12 protein-coding genes are annotated in these 18,281 nt (G+C 66.6%); 4 read left to right on the plus strand and 8 right to left on the minus strand.

Translation table 11 applies throughout. The annotated features are described in order from the left end of the window. Positions 1 to 77 precede the first annotated feature (77 nt). Complete coding sequence (locus QP552_RS20350) at positions 78 to 1,598, plus strand: hypothetical protein (RefSeq protein ID WP_286074535.1); 1,521 nt, start codon at positions 78 to 80, stop codon at positions 1,596 to 1,598. Positions 1,599 to 1,641: 43 nt separating this feature from the next. Here the strand turns inward: QP552_RS20350 and QP552_RS20355 are convergent, their stop codons facing one another. Together QP552_RS20355 and polA are read right to left on the minus strand one after the other, a co-directional pair. Next, positions 1,642 to 2,121, minus strand: coding sequence for a YetF domain-containing protein (locus tag QP552_RS20355; protein ID WP_106549994.1), 480 nt, complete (start codon positions 2,119 to 2,121; stop codon positions 1,642 to 1,644). 372 nt (positions 2,122 to 2,493) lie between these two features. Further along, positions 2,494 to 5,268, minus strand: coding sequence for a DNA polymerase I (gene polA / locus QP552_RS20360; RefSeq protein WP_286074537.1), 2,775 nt, complete (start codon positions 5,266 to 5,268; stop codon positions 2,494 to 2,496). A gap of 98 nt (positions 5,269 to 5,366) precedes the next feature. Here polA and QP552_RS20365 point away from each other — a divergent pair, with 98 nt between their 5' ends. After that, positions 5,367 to 5,651: a DUF2782 domain-containing protein gene (locus QP552_RS20365; RefSeq protein WP_005411628.1), complete on the plus strand. Its 285-nt coding sequence runs from the start codon at positions 5,367 to 5,369 to the stop codon at positions 5,649 to 5,651. A 54-nt stretch (positions 5,652 to 5,705) separates the two neighbouring features. Here QP552_RS20365 and QP552_RS20370 read toward each other — a convergent pair whose 3' ends face one another. From QP552_RS20370 to QP552_RS20380, 3 genes are all read right to left on the minus strand, one after another. Further along, on the minus strand, positions 5,706 to 11,291 hold the full coding sequence (locus QP552_RS20370) for a filamentous hemagglutinin N-terminal domain-containing protein (RefSeq protein ID WP_286074538.1): 5,586 nt from the start codon (positions 11,289 to 11,291) through the stop codon (positions 5,706 to 5,708). Positions 11,292 to 11,300: 9 nt separating this feature from the next. Next, positions 11,301 to 12,860, minus strand: coding sequence for a ShlB/FhaC/HecB family hemolysin secretion/activation protein (locus tag QP552_RS20375; RefSeq protein WP_286075953.1), 1,560 nt, complete (start codon positions 12,858 to 12,860; stop codon positions 11,301 to 11,303). A gap of 469 nt (positions 12,861 to 13,329) precedes the next feature. After that, positions 13,330 to 13,776 carry a universal stress protein gene (locus QP552_RS20380; protein WP_005411629.1) on the minus strand — a complete coding sequence of 149 codons (447 nt, stop codon included), beginning with the start codon at positions 13,774 to 13,776 and terminating at the stop codon, positions 13,330 to 13,332. A 183-nt stretch (positions 13,777 to 13,959) separates the two neighbouring features. Between QP552_RS20380 and QP552_RS20385 the strand changes: the two genes are divergently transcribed. Beyond that, positions 13,960 to 14,106, plus strand: coding sequence for a hypothetical protein (locus tag QP552_RS20385; RefSeq protein ID WP_181454000.1), 147 nt, complete (start codon positions 13,960 to 13,962; stop codon positions 14,104 to 14,106). A gap of 86 nt (positions 14,107 to 14,192) precedes the next feature. On the opposite strand, the gene QP552_RS20390 is transcribed toward QP552_RS20385, so the two are convergent. Next, complete coding sequence (locus QP552_RS20390) at positions 14,193 to 14,747, minus strand: hypothetical protein (protein ID WP_286074539.1); 555 nt, start codon at positions 14,745 to 14,747, stop codon at positions 14,193 to 14,195. 44 nt (positions 14,748 to 14,791) lie between these two features. On the opposite strand from QP552_RS20390, the gene QP552_RS20395 reads away from it, so the two are divergent. Then, positions 14,792 to 15,532 (plus strand): hypothetical protein, encoded by a 741-nt coding sequence (locus tag QP552_RS20395; RefSeq protein ID WP_286074540.1) that lies wholly within the window; start codon positions 14,792 to 14,794, stop codon positions 15,530 to 15,532. Between the two features lie 54 nt (positions 15,533 to 15,586). Here the strand turns inward: QP552_RS20395 and QP552_RS20400 are convergent, their stop codons facing one another. Continuing rightward, a complete protein-coding gene (locus QP552_RS20400; RefSeq protein WP_049454192.1) occupies positions 15,587 to 15,913 on the minus strand; it encodes a low molecular weight protein tyrosine phosphatase family protein in 327 nt (108 codons plus the stop codon). 171 nt (positions 15,914 to 16,084) lie between these two features. Then, positions 16,085 to 18,277 carry a DNA helicase II gene (gene uvrD, locus QP552_RS20405; RefSeq protein ID WP_111204302.1) on the minus strand — a complete coding sequence of 731 codons (2,193 nt, stop codon included), beginning with the start codon at positions 18,275 to 18,277 and terminating at the stop codon, positions 16,085 to 16,087. Positions 18,278 to 18,281: the final 4 nt, after the last annotated feature.

Here is an 18,281-nt window from a genome sequence, read left to right on the forward strand (position 1 = left end):
GCCTGACGCGTGGCACCTTCCCTGGCCTGCGCTGCGCTTCGGCCAGGACCCGTTCCATTTCCCTCAAGGACGAACCCATGTTCCCTGCTGTTTCCCTTCGCCCCCGCGTCACGGGTTGGCGCTCCCTGCTGTTGCTCGCACTGGCCTCGGCCAGCCTGCCGGCCGCCGCACAGTCGATGGCCTGCGGCACCTACAAGGACAGCAGCGGCAACATCACGCTGACCCTCGAGAGCGAAGGCCACGGCTTCCTGTCCGGTCCCTACCAGGCGACCGAGGAGCTGCGCATCGCCCGCCAGGAAGACGTGCTGGGTACCGGCAACCTGTCCACGGGCCAGCTTGAGAACTGGTACTTCTCGGACAGCGACCGCACGATCAGCACGCCCTATCGCGAGTTCACCCGTGAGCACGCCACCGCCTGCAAGACGATGCCGGAGCCTGTCGAAGACGGTTGCGTGATGAACACCTCCGAGTGCCTGGAGGCGCTGCCGGAGGCTGCCCCCGTGAAACTGCACGCCTGGTGTGCCGAGGGTGTGGGTGCAGCCTGCATGCGGTTGATGGAGACCTACCAGCAGCAGGCCAAGGACGCAGCCCCGGCGCCTGCACGAGCCGAACCGCCGAAGCCGGAGATCTGCATGGAGGATTCCGCGTCCTTCAACGCCGAGGGCTGCAGGGCGATCGCCGAGGTGGTCGGGCTGGAGATGATCGGCAAGTCCCTGCTCGGGCTGCAGCATTCGGTCGACCCTGCGTTGCCGTCTGCGCAGCTCGATGAGCTGGCCGTACTGTGCCGGCAGCAGCACGGCGAGACCTTCTGCGCCGACGTCGCCGAGGTGCTGTGGAGCGGCGGGCGCCTTTCGCAGGCCCATGAAGCGCTGCAGCTGTCGTGTGCGCAGCGCGCGGACGGCGTGGCCTGCGGCCGCGCCAAGGCACTTGCCAGCCTGGCCGCTGCACCGGCCGCTGCACTGGCCCCGGTACCGGCCACCGCACTGCCCTGTGGCAGCTTTGAAGCCGAGTACGGCGTCCTCTCGCAGCTGCGCTTCCTCGATGGCGGCCTGGTTGAGGCCGAGGGTCGCGGCCAGCGCCTGCGCGCGCGCCTGCAGGACGGCCGTATCTTCATCCGTCGCGATGCCGGCAGCGACTTCGTACTGCAGCCGCTGAAGAACGGAAACCTGGCCAGCGTCGACGGCGGCAACCGCTTCGCCTATTACGAGCGCAAGCCCGCCACAGGCAATGCCACCTGCACGCCGCCGGTGGCCTTCGTGGAGATCCCGCTGCCGCTGGATTGCCCGACCCTGGCCCGCAAGGACGGCGCCAAGGCCTGCTGCACCGATGGCAAGCTGCTCGGCTGCAAGGTGGCCGGCGAAGCGCTGTTCGAGTCCGAAAAATGGGCCGCGTCGCTGCCCTACTTCGAGACGCTGTGCGGCGCGGGCGTGCGCGAAGGGTGCCTGGCATTGGCAGCGGTGTATTCGCACACCGCAGACCCGAAGATTCCGCAGGCCATGGCTGCGATCTGCGCGAAGGATGGCAAGGGCACGCACGTGGCCTGTGATGTGGACGCCACCCGCAACTGGCCGGCACTGAAGGCCGAAGCCGCGCCCTGACGCCCGACACCAGTGGAGCCGGGCATGGACCCGGCTCTACAAATCAGGTGCTCTTCCTGGGGATGATCGTGATGTGCCCGTTGATCTCCAGCAGGGCCAGCTCGACATCCTCCACGCCGAGGCAACCCTGCTGGCGCATGGCGGCCTCGAAATCAGAACGGGTGACCTGCTCGCGGCGCAGAACGGCATCAAACAGGCGCCCATCACGCGCGATCACCACCGGTTCTCCTTCCACCAGTCGTTCGATCCGCCGGCTGCGGGTACTTACCCAGCCCACCCCGTAGTTGAGCAGGATCAGGGTGGCCGCCAGCAACAGGCCGCCGCCCAGCGAGGTGTCGGTGCCCAGCAGCGCGTTCTGCACCGCATTGCCCAGCAGCACCACCAGCAGCACGTCGAACGGGGTGATCTGCCCGAGCGGGCGCTTGCCGCTGAGCCGGACCATGCCCAGCACCACGACATAGACCACCACCGCACGCAGGATGAACTCCCACCATGGCATCGCCAGTGCGAACAGATCGGGCATTGCGGGTTCCCCTGCGTGACGGTTGCCCAGCCTAGCACCTGGGGTCAGATCCCTTTGTCCATCGGGCAAAGGGATCTGACCCCATGCGAAGTGTTCCGGCGGCACAAATAAAAAGCCCCGCTGACCAGGGGGAGGTCAACGGGGCCGGGGAACGGGCACTTGGGGAGGAGTCCCCGTTCCGAGATCTGCTCCAGGGGATGGGAGAGATCCACAACAGGCGTTGCGCCTGTCGAGAGTTATAGAAGCACTCCGAACACTAACGGTTCGTGAAGGGGCCCAATTTAATGAACCTCGATCAGGGCAACATTCATGATCGAGTCAGAAACCTCTGACGAATGAACGAATTCACGTCGTTTTCGGCCTGAAACACCCTCAGTGCGCTTCGTCCCAGTTGTTGCCGACGCCGGTATCGACCACCAGCGGCACCCGCAGTTTGGCCGCTTGCGACATGCGCTCGACCACCTGCAAACGCAACTCCTCGACGAAACTGCTTTCGGTTTCGAAGACCAGTTCATCGTGCACCTGCAGGATCATCCGCGCCGGTGCGCCGCTGTCACGTAGCCACTGGTCCACGTCCACCATCGCCCGCTTGATGATGTCGGCGGCGGTGCCCTGCATCGGCGCGTTGATCGCGGCACGCTCGGCACCGGCGCGCAGGCCCTGGTTACGTGCATGAATGTCGTTCAGGTACAGGCGGCGACCGAACAGGGTCTCCACATAGCCCTGGTCGCGGGCCTGCTGGCGCATCCGCTCCATGAAGTCACGCACGCCCGGGTAGCGGCTGAAGTACAGCGCCACGTAGTCCTGTGCCTGGCCACGGTCGATGCCCAGGTTGCGGGCCAGGCCGAAGGCGCTCATGCCGTACATCAGGCCGAAGTTGATCGCCTTGGCGGCACGACGCTCGTTCGGCGTCACTTCTTCCAGGGTGCGCCCGAACACCTCGGCGGCGGTGGCACGGTGCACGTCGGCGCCCTGCTCGAAGGCACGCACCAGGCCCGGGTCCTCGGACAGGTGGGCCATGATCCGCAGCTCGATCTGCGAGTAGTCGGCGGCCAGCAGCTGGAAGCCCTCCGGGGCGATGAACGCGCGGCGGATGCGGCGGCCGTCCTCGGTGCGGATCGGGATGTTCTGCAGGTTCGGGTCCGACGAGGACAGGCGGCCGGTGGCGGCACCGGACTGGTGATAGCTGGTGTGCACGCGGCCAGTGTCAGGGTTGACCATCTCCGGCAGCTTGTCGGTGTAGGTGCTGCGCAGCTTGGCCAGGCCGCGGTAGTCGAGGATCACCCGCGGCAGCTCGTGCTGGTCGGCAATCGCCTCCAGCGCCTCTTCGTTGGTGCTGGGCTGGCCCTTGGGGGTCTTCACCACCGCCGGCAGCTTCAGCTCATCGAACAGCACCGCCTGCAGCTGCTTGGGCGAATCCAGGTTGAAGCTGCGGCCGGCCAGTTCGGTGGCCTTCTGCTGCGCGGCCAGCATGCGCGAGGACAGGTCCTGGCTCTGCCGGCGCAACTCGTCGGTGTCGATGCGCACGCCGTTGGCTTCAATCGTGGTCAGCACCGGCACCAGCGGCATCTCGATGTCGCGGTACACGCTGTCCAGCGCCGGCTCGGCCAGCAGCTGTGGCTGCAGCGCGCGGTGCAGGCGCAGGGTGATGTCGGCGTCCTCGGCTGCGTAGCGGCTGGCCTCGTCGATGCCCACCTGCGAGAACGGAATCTGCTTGGCGCCCTTGCCGGCCACGTCCTCGAACTTGATGGTGCTGTAGCCCAGGTAACGCAGCGCCAGCGAATCCATGTCGTGGCGGGTGGCGGTGGAATTGAGCACGAAGCTCTCGAGCATGGTGTCGTCGTGGTAGCCCTGCACGTCGACGCCGTGGCGGCGCAGCACGTGCAGATCGTACTTGCCGTGCTGCCCCAGCTTCTTCTTCGCCGGGTCCTGCAGCACCGGGCGCAGCGCGTCCAGCACCTGCTGGAGCGGCAGCTGGGCCGGCGCCCCCGGGTAATCGTGGCCGACCGGAATGTAGGCGGCCTTGCCCGGCTCGACCGCCAGGCTGATGCCGACCAGGCGCGCACGCATCGCGTCCAGCGCATCGGTTTCGGTGTCGAAGCTGATCAGGTCGGCCTGCTGCAGGCGCTCCACCCAGGCCTGCAGCTGCTCGCTGGTCAGCACGGTCTCGTATTCACCCGGCGCGGACAGCGCCGGATCCAGCGTGCCGGCAGCCGGCGCCTCGGCACTGCCACGCGCGAAACCGGCAGCGGTGCCGCGCAGGCTTGGAGTGGCGTCGCTGGCGGCAGTTGGCGCCGACAGCGGCGCACCCAGCTCCTTCAGCGCCTGGGTGAAGCCGTAACGCGTATACAGCTCGGTCAGCTCAGGCACGTCCTGCTCGCGCAGGGCCAGCGTGGTCGGGGCGGCGTCCAGCTCCACGTCGGTGCGGATGGTCACCAGCTCGCGGTTCAGCGGCAGGCGTTCCAGCGCGGCGCGCAGGTTCTCGCCGATCTTGCCCTTCATGGTCGGCGCGGCCGCCATCACGCCGTCCAGGTGCTGGTACTCGGCCAGCCACTTGGCGGCGGTCTTCGGCCCGCACTTCTCCACGCCCGGCACGTTGTCGACGGTGTCGCCCATCAGCGCCAGCAGGTCGATGATCTGGTCGGCGCGCACGCCGAACTTGTCCATCACCGCCGCGTCCGAATCCATGCGGCTGCCGGTCATGGTGTTGACCAGTTCGATACCCGGGCGCACCAGCTGGGCGAAATCCTTGTCGCCGGTGGAGATGGTCACCTTCAGGTCCTGCGCCAGACCCTGCAGCGCCAGCGTGCCGATCACATCGTCGGCTTCCACGCCGGGAATGCGCAGGATGCTGATGCCCAGCGCTTCGACGATGCGGCACATCGGCTCGACCTGGCTGCGCAGTTCATCGGGCATCGGCGGGCGGTTGGCCTTGTACTGGTCGTACAGGTCGTCACGGAAGGTCTTGCCGGGCGCATCGACCACGAACGCTACATAGGCCGGGCGCTCCTTCAGCGTCGAGCGCAGCATGTTGACCACGCCGAACAGCGCGCCGGTGGGTTCGCCCTGTGCATTGGACAGGGGCGGCAGCGCGTGGAACGCGCGGTACAGGTAACTGGACCCGTCGATCAGGACTAATCTGCTCATGGGTCGATTCTACGCGCCCGTGCCTGCACCGCGACGACACGGCACGCACCCGGCGATGGGGCATAATCAAGGCTCTATCCAGGCAAAGGCCCCCGCCGATGAAGACCCTGATGCTGGCTTCCCTGCTCCTGCTCGCTGGCTGCGCCAGCATGGGTGGCGCAGGTGCTCCCCCGGTGGACGTCAAGGGCGCCGATGTCTCCAAGCGGACCATGGACAACGGCGATGTCATCGAGGAATACCGCGTGTCCGGCCAGCTGCGCATGGTCAAGGTGACGCCGTCGCGCGGTGCTCCGTTCTACATGTACGACAAGAACGGCGACGGCCGTTTCGACAACGACAAGGACGGCGTGTCGCCGGTGTACTGGAAGCTGTACAGCTGGTGATGTGAGCGGCTTCGAGACGGGCGGAGTGGCAGCACTCCGCCCCTGCTCAACGGGTCATTGCACGCAATCGGCCGCGTCGCCGTCGCAGGCCCGTGACAGGCCTCCCGGCAACCGGATTCCGGGGTGGGTGATGCCAATGGCCTGCTGCTCGATGGCGGCGGCAGATGCATCGACTCGGACCGCCCGCGGCAGCACCGCGCCCTGTGCGCGCACGCCGGACCGCAACGCTTCAGGATCAGGACCATCGCCTGCGGTCAGGGGACGGCCATCCAGGCCCACGGCATGGAAATAGGCCGGCGCGCGGCCGACGAAATCGACCTCATACGATCTGTGGGTGCTGGTCAGATGGATCGGCGCAGGCTGAGTGCCGATACCGCCGCTCGACCACCAACGACTGCTGCCGGCCAGCACCGGCGTGGTACCCGACTGGAGGATGTCACCGTCCCGGACCTTCAGATAGAACGCGTTGCTGCCGGCGTCGACGCTGAATGCGCTGCCGTTGAGCGTCGCCAGGGTCAGGGTGCGGGCATTGGTCAGGCTGAAGCCTGCAGCCGACTCAAAGTCGCCCAAGGTGCCGATGGCATTGGCCACGAACAACGAGGCATCACCCAGCGTCGTCGGGCCAGCCGCGCGTCCGCTGAGCTGGTCGGCCAGCAGGCGGCCGGCGGCGCTGGCGTGGATCGCACCCGCCGACTGCAGGCGCAGCTGCCCAGCCTGCAGGCTGCCATCGATCAGCAGATCACCACCGCGCACGTCGAGCAGGGCCTGCGCGCCAGCCTGCACGTTGCCGGTCACCTGCAGGCCCTGCAGGGTCTGCAGTTCCAGACCCTGGCTGTTGAAGTCGCCGAGCGTGGCAATGCGGTTGTCGCCCCGCAGGCTGGCCTTGCCACCGGCACTGCCCTGCAGGCGCTGCGCGGCCAGCACGCCACCACTCTGGGTAATCGCGCCACCACTGCCCAGCTGCAGAACGCCGGCGGCCAGCACGTCCTGGCCGAGCTGCAGATCCTGGCCACTGCGCACGGTGATGTTGTTTCCGTGCAGCGCCCCCGGCAGCTGCACCGCACCGCCGGCCAGCAGCTGCAGGTCGCCACTGCCGGCATCGATGAGGGTCGCGGGCAGCGACAGTGCGCCACCGGCCTGCAGGCGCACCGCCGCACTGCGGTTGTCGAGCGAACCGATGCGCAGGTCGCCCACGCTGGCAAGGTCGATGCCGGCGCCGGCTAGTGACACTGCGCCACGCAGGTCATTGCCGGACAGGGCCAGTACGATGGCCGCATTGCTGCGCAGGTCCGTGCTGCCATCCACGCGCAGCGTGCCCTGCTGGTCGATGCCGCTGCTGCCCGCGGCCTGCAGGTTGCCGCCCACATAGGTCGTGCCGAAGTGCAGTTGCTGTCCCTGCAGCGTCGCGTTGCCGGCGATGCTGGCCCCGTCCAGGGTCAAGCGACCACCGCTGCGTGCCACCAGGCTGTCCGCCGTCACGCCCTGCAGCTGCAAGTTTCCCCCGGCACGCAGGCGCACGTCGGACTGGCCGCTGTTGTTCAGGCGATCAACCTGCAGATCACCCGCCGCGCGCAGGTCAACGCCGTTGCCGTCCAGCCCGACCGCACCGGTGAACCGGTTGTCGGCACGATCAAGGGCGATGCCACCCTGCGTACGCACGTCACTGCGGCCGCCGACCTGCATGGCCGCCTGCTGGGACACCCCGGCGCTGCCGGCGCGCGCGTCCAGGTTGCCGGAGGTCGAAACGTTGTCGAGCAACAGGCCGCCGCTGGTGGCAACGGCAACGTTGGCACCCTGCAGGGCGACGCTGCCATCGAAACGATTGCTGGACTGGTCCAGGGTGATGTCCAAGCCCGCCTGGAAGCGGCTGTTGCCAGCCACCTGCAGCGCGGCGGACTGGGTGATTGCAGCGGCGCTGTCCACCTGCAATGTGCCTTGCACGGAGGTGGTGCCCAGGTGCACGCCGTTGCCACTCAGCTGCACATCGCGCATGGCCTGCAGGTTCTGCAGATCCAGCGCTGTACTGCTGGTCAGCGTGACATCGCGGCCCACCGCCCGCAGACCATTTCCCAGCTGGTTGCCAGCATTGCCCAGTACGATATCGGTGCCGGCCAGCAGCTCGCTGTTGTTGCCGAGGGCCAGCGCACCGCTGCCCTGGCGGATGTCGCCCGTGCGCGCGGTGGCCTGCAACAGGCCACCGATGGATGCGCCGTCGAACAGCAGCGATGTACCGTTGAGACTGGCAGCTGCAGCGACGTTGGCATTGGCAAGCGACATCGCACCGCCACTGTAGGCCTCCAGCGTGGTGGTATCGATGCCGTCCAGCGCCAGGCCCGACAGCGCCTGGATGCGCACTGTGGCGCCCGTCAGAGCAACCTTGCCACCGAAGGTGTTCGGATAGGCATCGAGTACCAGATTGCCGGTGGGGCCTGCGCTGAAGCTGGCGTCGCCACCAATGGTGAAGGCACCGCCCTGGGTGAAGCCGGAGCTGCTGGTGACGTCAAGCCGACCGGACGTGCGGATCGCCTTGGTGACCACGCTCGCCCCCTTCAGCTGCAGATCGCTCAGCCAGGCACCGGGCAAGGTCCCCGCGTCCGATTGCAGTTCAAGCGTGCCGTGTGCATCGAGTGCCAGGCTGCTCAGTCCGTCACTGCTCCCATCGACGCGGCCCACCCGCACATTGCCATTGTTGCTGCGGATGCTGAACCAGCGCGGCGTGCTCGCGGCCAGGTTGACGTTGCCCAGTTGGATCGAGCCGCTGGTCGTGACGTTGCCGCCGAGCTGGAGCGGACCGGCACCGTTGATGCCCAGGCTGGCAAGCGCCTGGCGACTGCCGACGTCACCGGCAAACACCACCTCGAGTCCGCTCGTGAGCGTCAACGCATGCGGCCCATCGATGCGTCCGCGGAAGTTGATCTGGCCCAGCTGGCTGTCCAGCACGCTGTCACCGCCCAGTACCGCATCGCCCTGGAAGTACTGCAGCCCGATGCTCCTGCCACTGGCAGGAAGCCGCACGGTATCGGCGATCGCCCATACGCTGCCCACGTCGAAATCGGAGAACGCCAGCATGCCGTTGGCGTAGATGTTGCTGTTGCCGCCCTTCAGCGACATCGCACCACCGAACCGGTTCACGGGTCGGCCCATGCCATCCAACCGGTCCAGGCTGACGAAGCCACCGGCATCGATGCGAGTGGTCCCTCCGATATCCACCACGCTGCCGGCAGCCTGCTGCAGGAAGCCGCTCAGATCCAGCTGCAGGTTGTCCGACAGCAGGGTATTGCCCAGCTGCAGATTACCTGCTCGCAATTGCGCACTCCTTCCCGAAAGGCTGACCTCGCCGCTGAAGCGGTTTCCTGCGTCAGCCAGGGTGATATCGCCCAGGCTCCTGAAGCGTGCCCGCCCATCGACCTGGTAGCTGCCCATCTGGACCAGGGTCAGTGCGGAGTCGATATCGAGGTTGCCCTTGCTGGCGATGCCGCGGCCATTGAAGAGCTGCCCGGTGATGCTGACATCGGCGGCGCTGATGTTGCCGTTGATCTGGACCTGGCCGGTGGTACTCATCACCAGGTTGTAGCCAGCGGTGGTGTTACTGGAGATGCCATCGGTGGTGATGCCGCCGCCACCGGTGCTGATCAGCTGGGTATTGCCATCCAGCCGTACGTCGCCCTCCAGCAGGATCGCGCCAGTGCTGGCAATGCGGCTGCCCAGGCTGATGGTATCGGCGTGGCCGTACAGGCGGCCCACTGGCCCAGCTCCCCCGACGGCTCCACCCAGCGTGAGCTGGCGTGCGCTCAGGTTCAACGTGCCGCCATCGCCATCGAGCGTGCCGCCGAAACGCAGGCTGCCACCCAGCGATGACAGACTGCGCGCGCCGGACACGCGCACCGCGCCATCGAATGCGAGCGTGCCCATGGTGGTGATGTCGCCGAACAGGCGCGTTCCAGTACCGGAGGTGACTCTCAGGCCCTGGAGTGCAGTGCTTCCGCCAACAGCACTGGAGAAGGTGGTCATGCCGCTGGAATCGACGGCCAGCTGGTAGCTTCCATCCACCGTGCCGTTGAACTGGATCGCGCTGCCCTGCAGCGCCGAATTGCCACGCAGTGTCACCGCGGACTGGTAGGTCTGGTCACCGGTGGTGATCACCGTTCCGCCCAGATCAATGCTGCCGGCCTGCACGGCCAGGCTGCGGGCGTTGATGTTGCCCAGCCCCAGTACGCCACCGCTGGCCAGCGTGATGTCCCCGCCGTGGGCACTGACCCCGTTGCCGAAGCTGTTTCCAGAATTGGTCAGCGTGATGTTGCTGGCGCCTGCCTCGATCACGCTGGAACCACCAACCAACAGCGCACCGCCGTTGGACAGGTCGGTGGATGTCGCCAATGTCAGGTCGGCGCCCACGCTGCCACCGACGCTGCCGATGCGGTTGCCACTCTGCCCCAGGGTCGCACCGCCCTGGGTGGCCAGGCTGAGCGCTCCCTCCAGCGTGCCTCCGGCGGTCTGTACGGCATTGTTCGCCGCAATGCTGATCGTGTCGGCCTTGATGCCGCCGCCCAGCATCACGTTTCCGGACGGCCCGCCATCGAACGCGACAGTGCTGGCCTGGATGCTGCCGTCGGCCATCTGGATCGCAACCGGACCACCGACGCTCGCACCGGCCACCGCCACCGATCCAGCGGTGACGGTCGCATTGCTGAGTGCCACCGGCGCCGAGCTGCGGATGGTGAGGCTGCCATCTCCGGCGTCGATGGCATTGGCGATGATGGTGCCGCCGGCGTTGATACCGGTGCTGGAAAGACCAGGCCCCATCAGCGCATTCATGCTGATGCTGCGCGCACTGAGGACGCCGCTGTTGTTGATGCCGGTGCCGGCGAACGTACCGACCGACGTCGGCAAGAACAGCAGCTGCGGAAATCCCGAAGACGACACGCCGTTCAGGACCATCGCGGCACCTGCAGCGACCAGGTTGATGTTGCCATTGGCCGCCGAGATGATGCCGGTGTTGGATACCGCGCCGCCGATCAGACTGATGCCGCCGGAAGCAGCACTCAGGGTCCCGCCGTTGTTGCTGACCACGGCGCCGGTGCCGCCGCCCGCCAGCTGGAAGGCGGGCGAAACGCCATTGGCATCCAGCAGCCCGGGCGTTCCGGGTGACAGTGTGCTGGCCAGCAGGCCGCCGACGTTCACGCTGGCGCCGGAAGTGAAGGTGATGCCGGCCGGGTTGATCAGGAACACCTGGCCGATGGACGACAGTTCACCGCTGATGAGGCTGCCCGAGCTGCCTGTGACCAGGTTGATCGCCGTTGCCTGCGAGCCCCGGACCTGGTTGAACTGGACCTTGCTGGCCGCGCCGATGTCGAAGCTGCCCCATTGGATGAGCGAGGCCGCGCTGGTCTGGTCGATCGTCATCACGTTGCCGTTGATGTTGATCGACGCCGAACCGGCCACGATGTTGCCGTTCTGTGGCAGCGACTGCGCCGTGGCCTGCAGGCTGCCGGTCAGCAGCATCGCTGCGGCCAATGGCGCCAGCCACAGGGCACTGCGCATCCGTTGCGGGGCACGGTAGCGTGGCCCGCGCGCGAACTCCGCAGCGACCTGGACCTGGCCCAGCGAAGGGTTGAAGACGAGTCGGTAGATACGGTTCATGGTCGCTCCTCAGAAGGTCAGGCCAAGCCGCGCGTACAAGCGGACATCGCGGCCGTCACCCGGTCGCAGGGCGCTGGTCGGCTTGGCGGCCGCCACGCGCAGTTCCAGGTTCTTCCACTGGCGCAGGCGGAACGTCGCGCCCATGCCCACCGATGCCAGTTCGGCCGGTGCCTCCAGTCCATCGACGTCGAACACCCGCGCCTGGTCGGCGAAGACATCCAGTTCCAGTACCTCGCGCCACGGCACACCACGGAACGGCGAAGCCACATCGCCGAAGCCGGGCGCATCGACGTGGTACTCCAGCGCGGCATACCAGCCACGGTCCCCCAGCGTCTCGCCCTGTGCGTAGCCACGCACGCTGTCGTTGCCCCCCACCTGGAACTGCTCCAGTGCCGGCAGTGAGTTGTTGCTGTACTGGCCGTTGAACTTGAACAGCAGGCGCTGGCTGCGGCTGAGATGCTGCAGGCGCAGCAGGCCCAGGCGCACCACGTTGAACCGGCTGTCGCGGGTCGGGTTGATCGCATCGAAGTCGGCCGAGCGATCACGCAGCGAATGGCGCACGCTCAGCTGCGCCAGGTTGATGCCATGCCAGCGTGCATCGTTGTGGCGCAGGCTTGCGCCCACTTCGGCCACGTCGTACTTCTGCTTGGACAGAACCAGGCCCAGCGCCTCGAAGCGCGAGCTCTCGCGGATGTAGCGCGCCGAACTGGTCACCTGCAGATCGGGGCGGTTGATGAACTTCCAGTCGGCGCCGGTATACGCCTGCGACGCCGGCCCTTTCAGCTTGAAACCGCGCAGGATGCCGTCGTCCACTTCCAGTTCACTGCGATTGGCACCGGCCAGCACCGACAGCCCCTGCACTGCCTGCAGCGGTACGCTGTAGGACAGCGCGCCGGCGCGGCTGGCCTGCGGATCGAACGCATAGGTTCCACTGGCCGCGAGTACATCGCCCAGACCCAGCGGACTGTTCCAGGTCACGCCCAGCTGGGCGCGCCCGCGACCGCTCAGCTCGGTGCCGTGGTTGTCCACGCTTGTACTGATTTCGTACGGCCGGCCACTTTCGCGCGCGACCAGCACAAGATCGGTTTCACCTACGTTCTCGCCAGGCTGCAGCACCGAGGACACCGATACCCCGGGCAGGTCGCGTGCGTACAGCAATGCGCTGTCGATGTCGGCCTGGCGCAACGGTTGCCCGCGCAGGCGCTCGGCGACGTTGCTGAGCGTATGCGTGCGATAGCGCTGGTTCCCCTGCACCACCACCTTGCCGATGCGACCTTCCAGCACGCGCACTTCGATGCGTCCTTCGGCATCGAGTTTCTGCGGAGGCAGGTAGGCAATGCTGACCAGGAAGCCTGCCTTGCGATAGGCCGCCGTCACTGCATCCGCCGCCCCCTGCAACTGGGCGAAGTCCAGTGCGATCACGTCCGCGCCGTGCGCCAGACGGGCGAAGTAGGCATCCAGCACCGCCTGTACCCGCGCAGGAGTGATACCACGTTGCGGATGGTCCCCGACGTCGCTGGCGCGGAAACCGTGTACCTGCAGGGTCTGGCTGCCGGTGCGCACGGCCATGCCGGGCTGGTCAACGGTGGATGGCACATCGGCCTGCTGCGCGGCAGCGGCTACAGGCAGGGCCGCAGACAGCAGCAGCGCGAACGACGATCGTTTCAATGGCACGAATGTGTCCTCCAATGACTACGGATGTCCAAGACAACGGACAGCACCCGCCAGTCCCCGGGCGGAGCGCATGAAAGAGACAGGCGCAGCAGGACGCGCTGGCATCCAGCAGGCGATCCGCCCACTGCCCAGACATGCGTGCACCTCAACAACCCCGCGCGGAGGATGCCACAAAGAATGAACGGCCACGCGTGCCGTTCGTAACCGTTCGTCGGACGCATCTGCGCATGGCCGATGGCTTCGGCACATGGATCGATCTGAATGCATGTGCGCCGCTCAGGGCCCACAAAAGGTGACGCCGGCGCGCATCCTGCGGCCGGCGTCGGGTCCCCTCCCCGGGAACGCTTGAATCAGTGGGCGTGGATCAGCGGATGACCAGGACCGGCAGGGTGCTGCGCGCCAGCACTTCCGCGGTCTGGCTGCCCAGCAGCACGCGGGTCACGCCGCGACGGCCATGCGAGGTCATCACGATCAGATCGCTGTTGCGCTCGCCCGCCGTCTCGATGATGCCGTCGGCCGCATAGCGGTCCAGCACATGCACGGGGTTGGCGGTAATGCCCTGCTCGGCCGCCTTGGCCAGCGCCGGCTGCAGCACCTTCTGCGCGCCTTCCTCGCGGTCGGCCTTGTACTCGGGGCTGTTCATGTAGCCCACGCTCCAGCCCATGGCGTCGTACATGCCAACGGCCCACGGCTCGGAAACAGTCACGATATCGACCTCGGCGTTGAGGTCCTTGGCCAGCTCCAAGCCCTTGGCCAGGCCCTTGTCGGCCAGCTCGGATCCGTCGGTGGCAATCAGGATGCGCTTGTACATGGTGGGGCTCCGTAGCGATCTGCCAGATGGGAACGACACCATTGCACACCGGATGTGCAGGCCGCGCCTTGAGCAGGATCAATCCGGCGCCGCGCAGCGACCCGTGCGCACCACCCGCTTGCCCGCCCCCTTGCCGCGGCGCATGCTGGACCAGCGGCACCGCGCCGCGCCGGGAGAACGCACATGCAGGACAGCAAGCCGACACCACGAAGCTCCCTCAGGATCATCCTTTGGAGCCTCATCGCCGCCTTCGTGCTGTTCTACGGCGGCTATCATCTGGGCAAGGACATGGCGCTGCGTGACAACGCCCGCCAGGCAGCGGGCAAGTAACCCGCTTCTGTAGAGCCGAGCCCATGCTCGGCTGCTTTTCCCGTCAGAAGCAGCCGAGCATGGGCTCGGCTCTACAGTTGACCTTCTCAGGCGATCTGCACCACGCGTGCGTTCTGGCACAGCGGGTAGCTGGCCACGAATCCGGCGATCGCATCACGCATCGCCTCGAACGATTCGCCATACATGTACAGCGCGGTTTCGGTCGGGCCCTGCCACCAGCTGCAGATCTCGCCCAGGCCATCGATGTTCTCGGACAGCTGCTCGAACACGTGGTTCGAATCGCACTGCTCGTAGACTTCATCCGGCAGGGTCAAGCCATCCAGGTAGATGCCCAGGCCCTCGGTCACGCCGAAGCTGCGGTCGGCCTCACCCGCGCCCTGCAGCTGCGAACCCTTCGGCGCTCCCAGCTGTTCCAGCAGATCGATCAGCTTCGGCACGCCGCTCGCATCGATCAGCGCCACTTCGATATCGCCGTACTCAACCTCACCCAGGTCCGACACCGCGGTGCCGCCGCCAGTCAGCTCGCCCACCTGGGCCGCCTGCAGCAGCGCGTCGAGCGGGTCCTCGAACAGTTCGTGGCGATGCTCGGGCTGCAGCCGGGCGTTCAACTTCACGGTGACGTGCAGCGTGGGTTCGGTCATGGGGGCGTTCCTGGAAAATGTGGGATCTATTGTAGAGCCGAGCCATGCTCGGCTGCTTTTTGCTCGACTGCCCTGCCCTGACCAAAGCCACTCCCGAGCCCTGCGGACCACGCGATAATGCGCAGGACAAGGACACCATTCCAACAGGGGGATACATGAAGTCGATAATTGGTCTTTCGTTGCTGCTGCTCCTCACCGGCTGCGGCATCCGCACGGAAGTGGTGCGAGTAAATGTGCCCGACATCCGGGTCAACCCCGAACAGGGCACCACGATCGTGGTCGCCCCCGTGGGTGACAATCGCCCGCCAGACTTCCTCTCTCTTGTTCCCGCATCGGATCGAGTCAAGAATGTCGGCGGAGAGATCCGCAGCGGTAATGGTTTCAACCTCGTACTGGAATCGGGCACGACATCCGAAAAGACCCGCGAGATCATCATCCAGGCGCTGCGCAACATGGGCTATCGCACTGCCGACCAGTGCGATGCGCAATGCCTTCGTCTGGAGGCGTCGATGAACGAGTTCGTGGTCAGGGCGCCCTTCAACTTCTGGCGGGCTGCCGGCTGGGCGCAGCAGATGGTCGCGGATCTGTCTGTCGAAGTGACGACCCACGACGGAGGCCGGGTCCGGTCGTTTACCGCCAAGGGTCATGGCACGAATGTGTTCCAGGTCATTTCGCCGGAAAACTGGGAGAAGGCGCTGGAACGTGCCGTCACTGATTTCACGGCGAATTTCAAACAGAACATGTCCGCGCAGGATGCGGCCGTCAGCTCCAAAGCACAGGACTGAGGCTCTGTCCTTCTCATGGAGCCGAGCATGGGCTCGGCTCTACAACACCCGGGCTCAGCGCAGGAACGGCGTGACCTTGCGCTTCAGCAGTTCCACCAGCACCGGGTCCATGTACTCGTAGTCGTCCGGAATATCCAGGCAGATCACCCGCTTGCCGTTCAACCAGGCCTTGTAACGGCTGGACAGCCGATTGCGGTGGGCGCGCTCCATCACGAACACCAGGTCCGCCCACTGCAGCAGCTCAGGGCTGAGCACTTCCTCGGCATCGGCCAGCAGCCCGGCCGAGGCTGTCTCGATGCCCGGCCAATCAGCAAACACCTGCTCGGCGGTCGGGCTGCGCAGGCGGTTCTGGCTGCAGAGGAAGAGCACGTTGCGGGTCATGACCGCAGCCTAATCGGGGCCGGATCCCTTTTCCATCGGAAAAGGGCTCTGGCCCCATACGTGTAACGTCCAACCGCTTTTGTAGAGCCGAGCCCATGCTCGGCTGTTCTTCCCCGCCAACAGCAGCCGAGCATGGCTCGGCTCTACAGGTATCCCGCCCCTCGACGGTGATCAGATCACCGTCAGATTCGCATACGCCATCACCAGCCACTTGCTGCCGGCGTCGGCAAACTCGACCTGCACGCGGGCGTGGGCGCCGCTGCCTTCGTAGTCGGTCACCATGCCTTCGCCGAACTTGGGATGGGTGACCAGCGCGCCGAGCTTGACCGGCGGTGCCTCGATCGAGGCATGGCCCATCACCCGGCTGGCACCCATCGAGGCTGGCCGCGAGACCTGCACCTTCGGGCGCACTTCGTGCAGCAGCTCGCGCGGGATCTCGCGCAGGAAACGCGACGGCAGGCTGTAGTTGTCCTGGCCATGGATGCGGCGCGACTCGGCATAGCTCAGCACCAGTTTCTGGCGTGCGCGGGTGATGCCCACGTAGGCCAGGCGACGTTCTTCTTCCAGCCGTCCGCTTTCCTCCAGCGAACGTGCGCTGGGGAACAGGCCTTCTTCCAGGCCGGCCAGGAACACCAGCGGGAATTCCAGGCCCTTGGCCGAATGCAGCGTCATCAGCTGCACACCTTCCTCGCCGGCCTGCGCCTGGCCTTCACCGGCCTCCAGCGCGGCATAGGCCAGGAACGCGACCAGCTCGTCCATGTCCTCGCCCACTTCCTCGATGTCATCGGCACGGCGCACGAAGCGCGAGGCCACCGAGACCAGTTCGTCGAGGTTGTCGGTGCGCGATTCCGAGTCCAGCGCGTTGCGGCTTTCCTTGCTCCAGTGCTCGCGCAGCTGCGAGCGGGCCAGCACGTGGTCCACGCGCTCGGCCAGGGTCATGTGCAGGGTCTGCGCCTGCAGCTCATTGACCAGCACCAGGAAGCCGGCCAGCGCATTGCGCGCGCGCGCGGCCAGTGCGCTGCCCTGGGTGACCAGCATGGTCGCTTCCCACAGCGAAATGCCTTGCGCGCGCGCCTCGCGGCGTACTTCGTCCAGCGTGCGGTCGCCGATGCCACGGGTGGGCGTGTTGACCGCGCGCTCGAACGCCGCGTCATCGTTGCGGTTGGACAGCAGGCGCAGGTAGGCCAGCGCATCCTTGATTTCGGCACGCTCGAAGAAGCGCATGCCGCCGTACACGCGGTACGGCACCTGTTCGCTCAGCAGCGCTTCTTCCAGCGCGCGCGACTGCGCGTTGCTGCGGTAGAGCACGGCCACTTCGGTGTAGCTGCCACCGTCGCGCACCCACTGGCGCGCACGCTCGACGATGTAGCGCGCCTCATCCATCTCGTTGTACGCGGCATACAGATCGATCGGCTCGCCGTCACCGCTGTCGGTCCACAGCTGCTTGCCGATGCGATCGGGGTTGTGCGCGATCACCGCGTTGGCGGCACCGAGGATGTTGGCGGTGGAGCGGTAGTTCTGCTCCAGGCGGATGGTCTGCGCACCGGGGAAATCGCGCAGGAAGCCCTGCACGTTCTCGACCTTGGCACCACGCCAGCCATAAATGGCCTGGTCATCGTCGCCGACCACGAACACGTGGCCGGAATCACCGGCCAGCACGCGCACGAAAGCGTACTGGATGGCGTTGGTGTCCTGGAACTCGTCCACCAGGATCTCGCGGAAGCGCGCGCGGTAATGCGACAGCAGCGCCGGGTTGTCGCGCAGCAGTTCGTGCGCGCGCAGCAGCAGCTCGGCGAAGTCGACCAGGCCGGCGCGGTCGCAGCGTGCCTGGTACTCGATGTAGGCCTGGCGCATGGTTTCCAGCCAGGCGTCGTGCGGCTCTGGCTGGATGTGCTGCGGGCGACGGCCCTCGTCCTTCTGCGCGTTGATCCACCACGCGATCTGCTTGGCCGGGTACTTGCCGTCGTCCAGTTCCAGCGCCTGCACCACACGCTTGACCAGCCGCAGCTGGTCGTCCGAATCCATCACCTGGAAACCTTCCGGCAGCTTGGCGTCCTGCCAGTGCAGGCGCAGCAGGCGGTTGGCCAGGCCGTGGAAGGTGCCGATCCACATGCCACGGCTGCCATTGGGCAGCTGGGCGTCGATGCGGTGGCGCATTTCGCCGGCCGCCTTGTTGGTGAAGGTCACCGCGAAGATGCCGTGGGTCGGCACGCCGTCGACTTCATGCAGCCAGGCGATGCGGTGGGTGAGTACGCGGGTCTTGCCGGAACCGGCACCGGCCAGCACCAGGTGGTGGCCGGGGGGAGCGGAGACGGCTTCGCGCTGGGCCGGGTTCAGGCCATCAAGCAGGTGGGAGACATCCATGCCC

Origin of the sequence: Stenotrophomonas sp. 59, from assembly GCF_030291095.1 — a bacterium.
Classification (GTDB): Bacteria; Pseudomonadota; Gammaproteobacteria; order Xanthomonadales; family Xanthomonadaceae; genus Stenotrophomonas; species Stenotrophomonas maltophilia_Q.

Coding starts and splice junctions, on each gene's coding strand:
- QP552_RS20350 (WP_286074535.1), top strand. CDS start 78: ATGTTCCCTGCTGTTTCCCTTCGCCCCCGCGTCACGGGTTGGCGCTCC.
- QP552_RS20355 (WP_106549994.1), bottom strand. CDS start 2,121: ATGCCCGATCTGTTCGCACTGGCGATGCCATGGTGGGAGTTCATCCTG.
- polA (WP_286074537.1), bottom strand. CDS start 5,268: ATGAGCAGATTAGTCCTGATCGACGGGTCCAGTTACCTGTACCGCGCG.
- QP552_RS20365 (WP_005411628.1), top strand. CDS start 5,367: ATGAAGACCCTGATGCTGGCTTCCCTGCTCCTGCTCGCTGGCTGCGCC.
- QP552_RS20370 (WP_286074538.1), bottom strand. CDS start 11,291: ATGAACCGTATCTACCGACTCGTCTTCAACCCTTCGCTGGGCCAGGTC.
- QP552_RS20375 (WP_286075953.1), bottom strand. CDS start 12,860: ATGGCCGTGCGCACCGGCAGCCAGACCCTGCAGGTACACGGTTTCCGC.
- QP552_RS20380 (WP_005411629.1), bottom strand. CDS start 13,776: ATGTACAAGCGCATCCTGATTGCCACCGACGGATCCGAGCTGGCCGAC.
- QP552_RS20385 (WP_181454000.1), top strand. CDS start 13,960: ATGCAGGACAGCAAGCCGACACCACGAAGCTCCCTCAGGATCATCCTT.
- QP552_RS20390 (WP_286074539.1), bottom strand. CDS start 14,747: ATGACCGAACCCACGCTGCACGTCACCGTGAAGTTGAACGCCCGGCTG.
- QP552_RS20395 (WP_286074540.1), top strand. CDS start 14,792: ATGCTCGGCTGCTTTTTGCTCGACTGCCCTGCCCTGACCAAAGCCACT.
- QP552_RS20400 (WP_049454192.1), bottom strand. CDS start 15,913: ATGACCCGCAACGTGCTCTTCCTCTGCAGCCAGAACCGCCTGCGCAGC.
- uvrD (WP_111204302.1), bottom strand. CDS start 18,277: ATGGATGTCTCCCACCTGCTTGATGGCCTGAACCCGGCCCAGCGCGAA.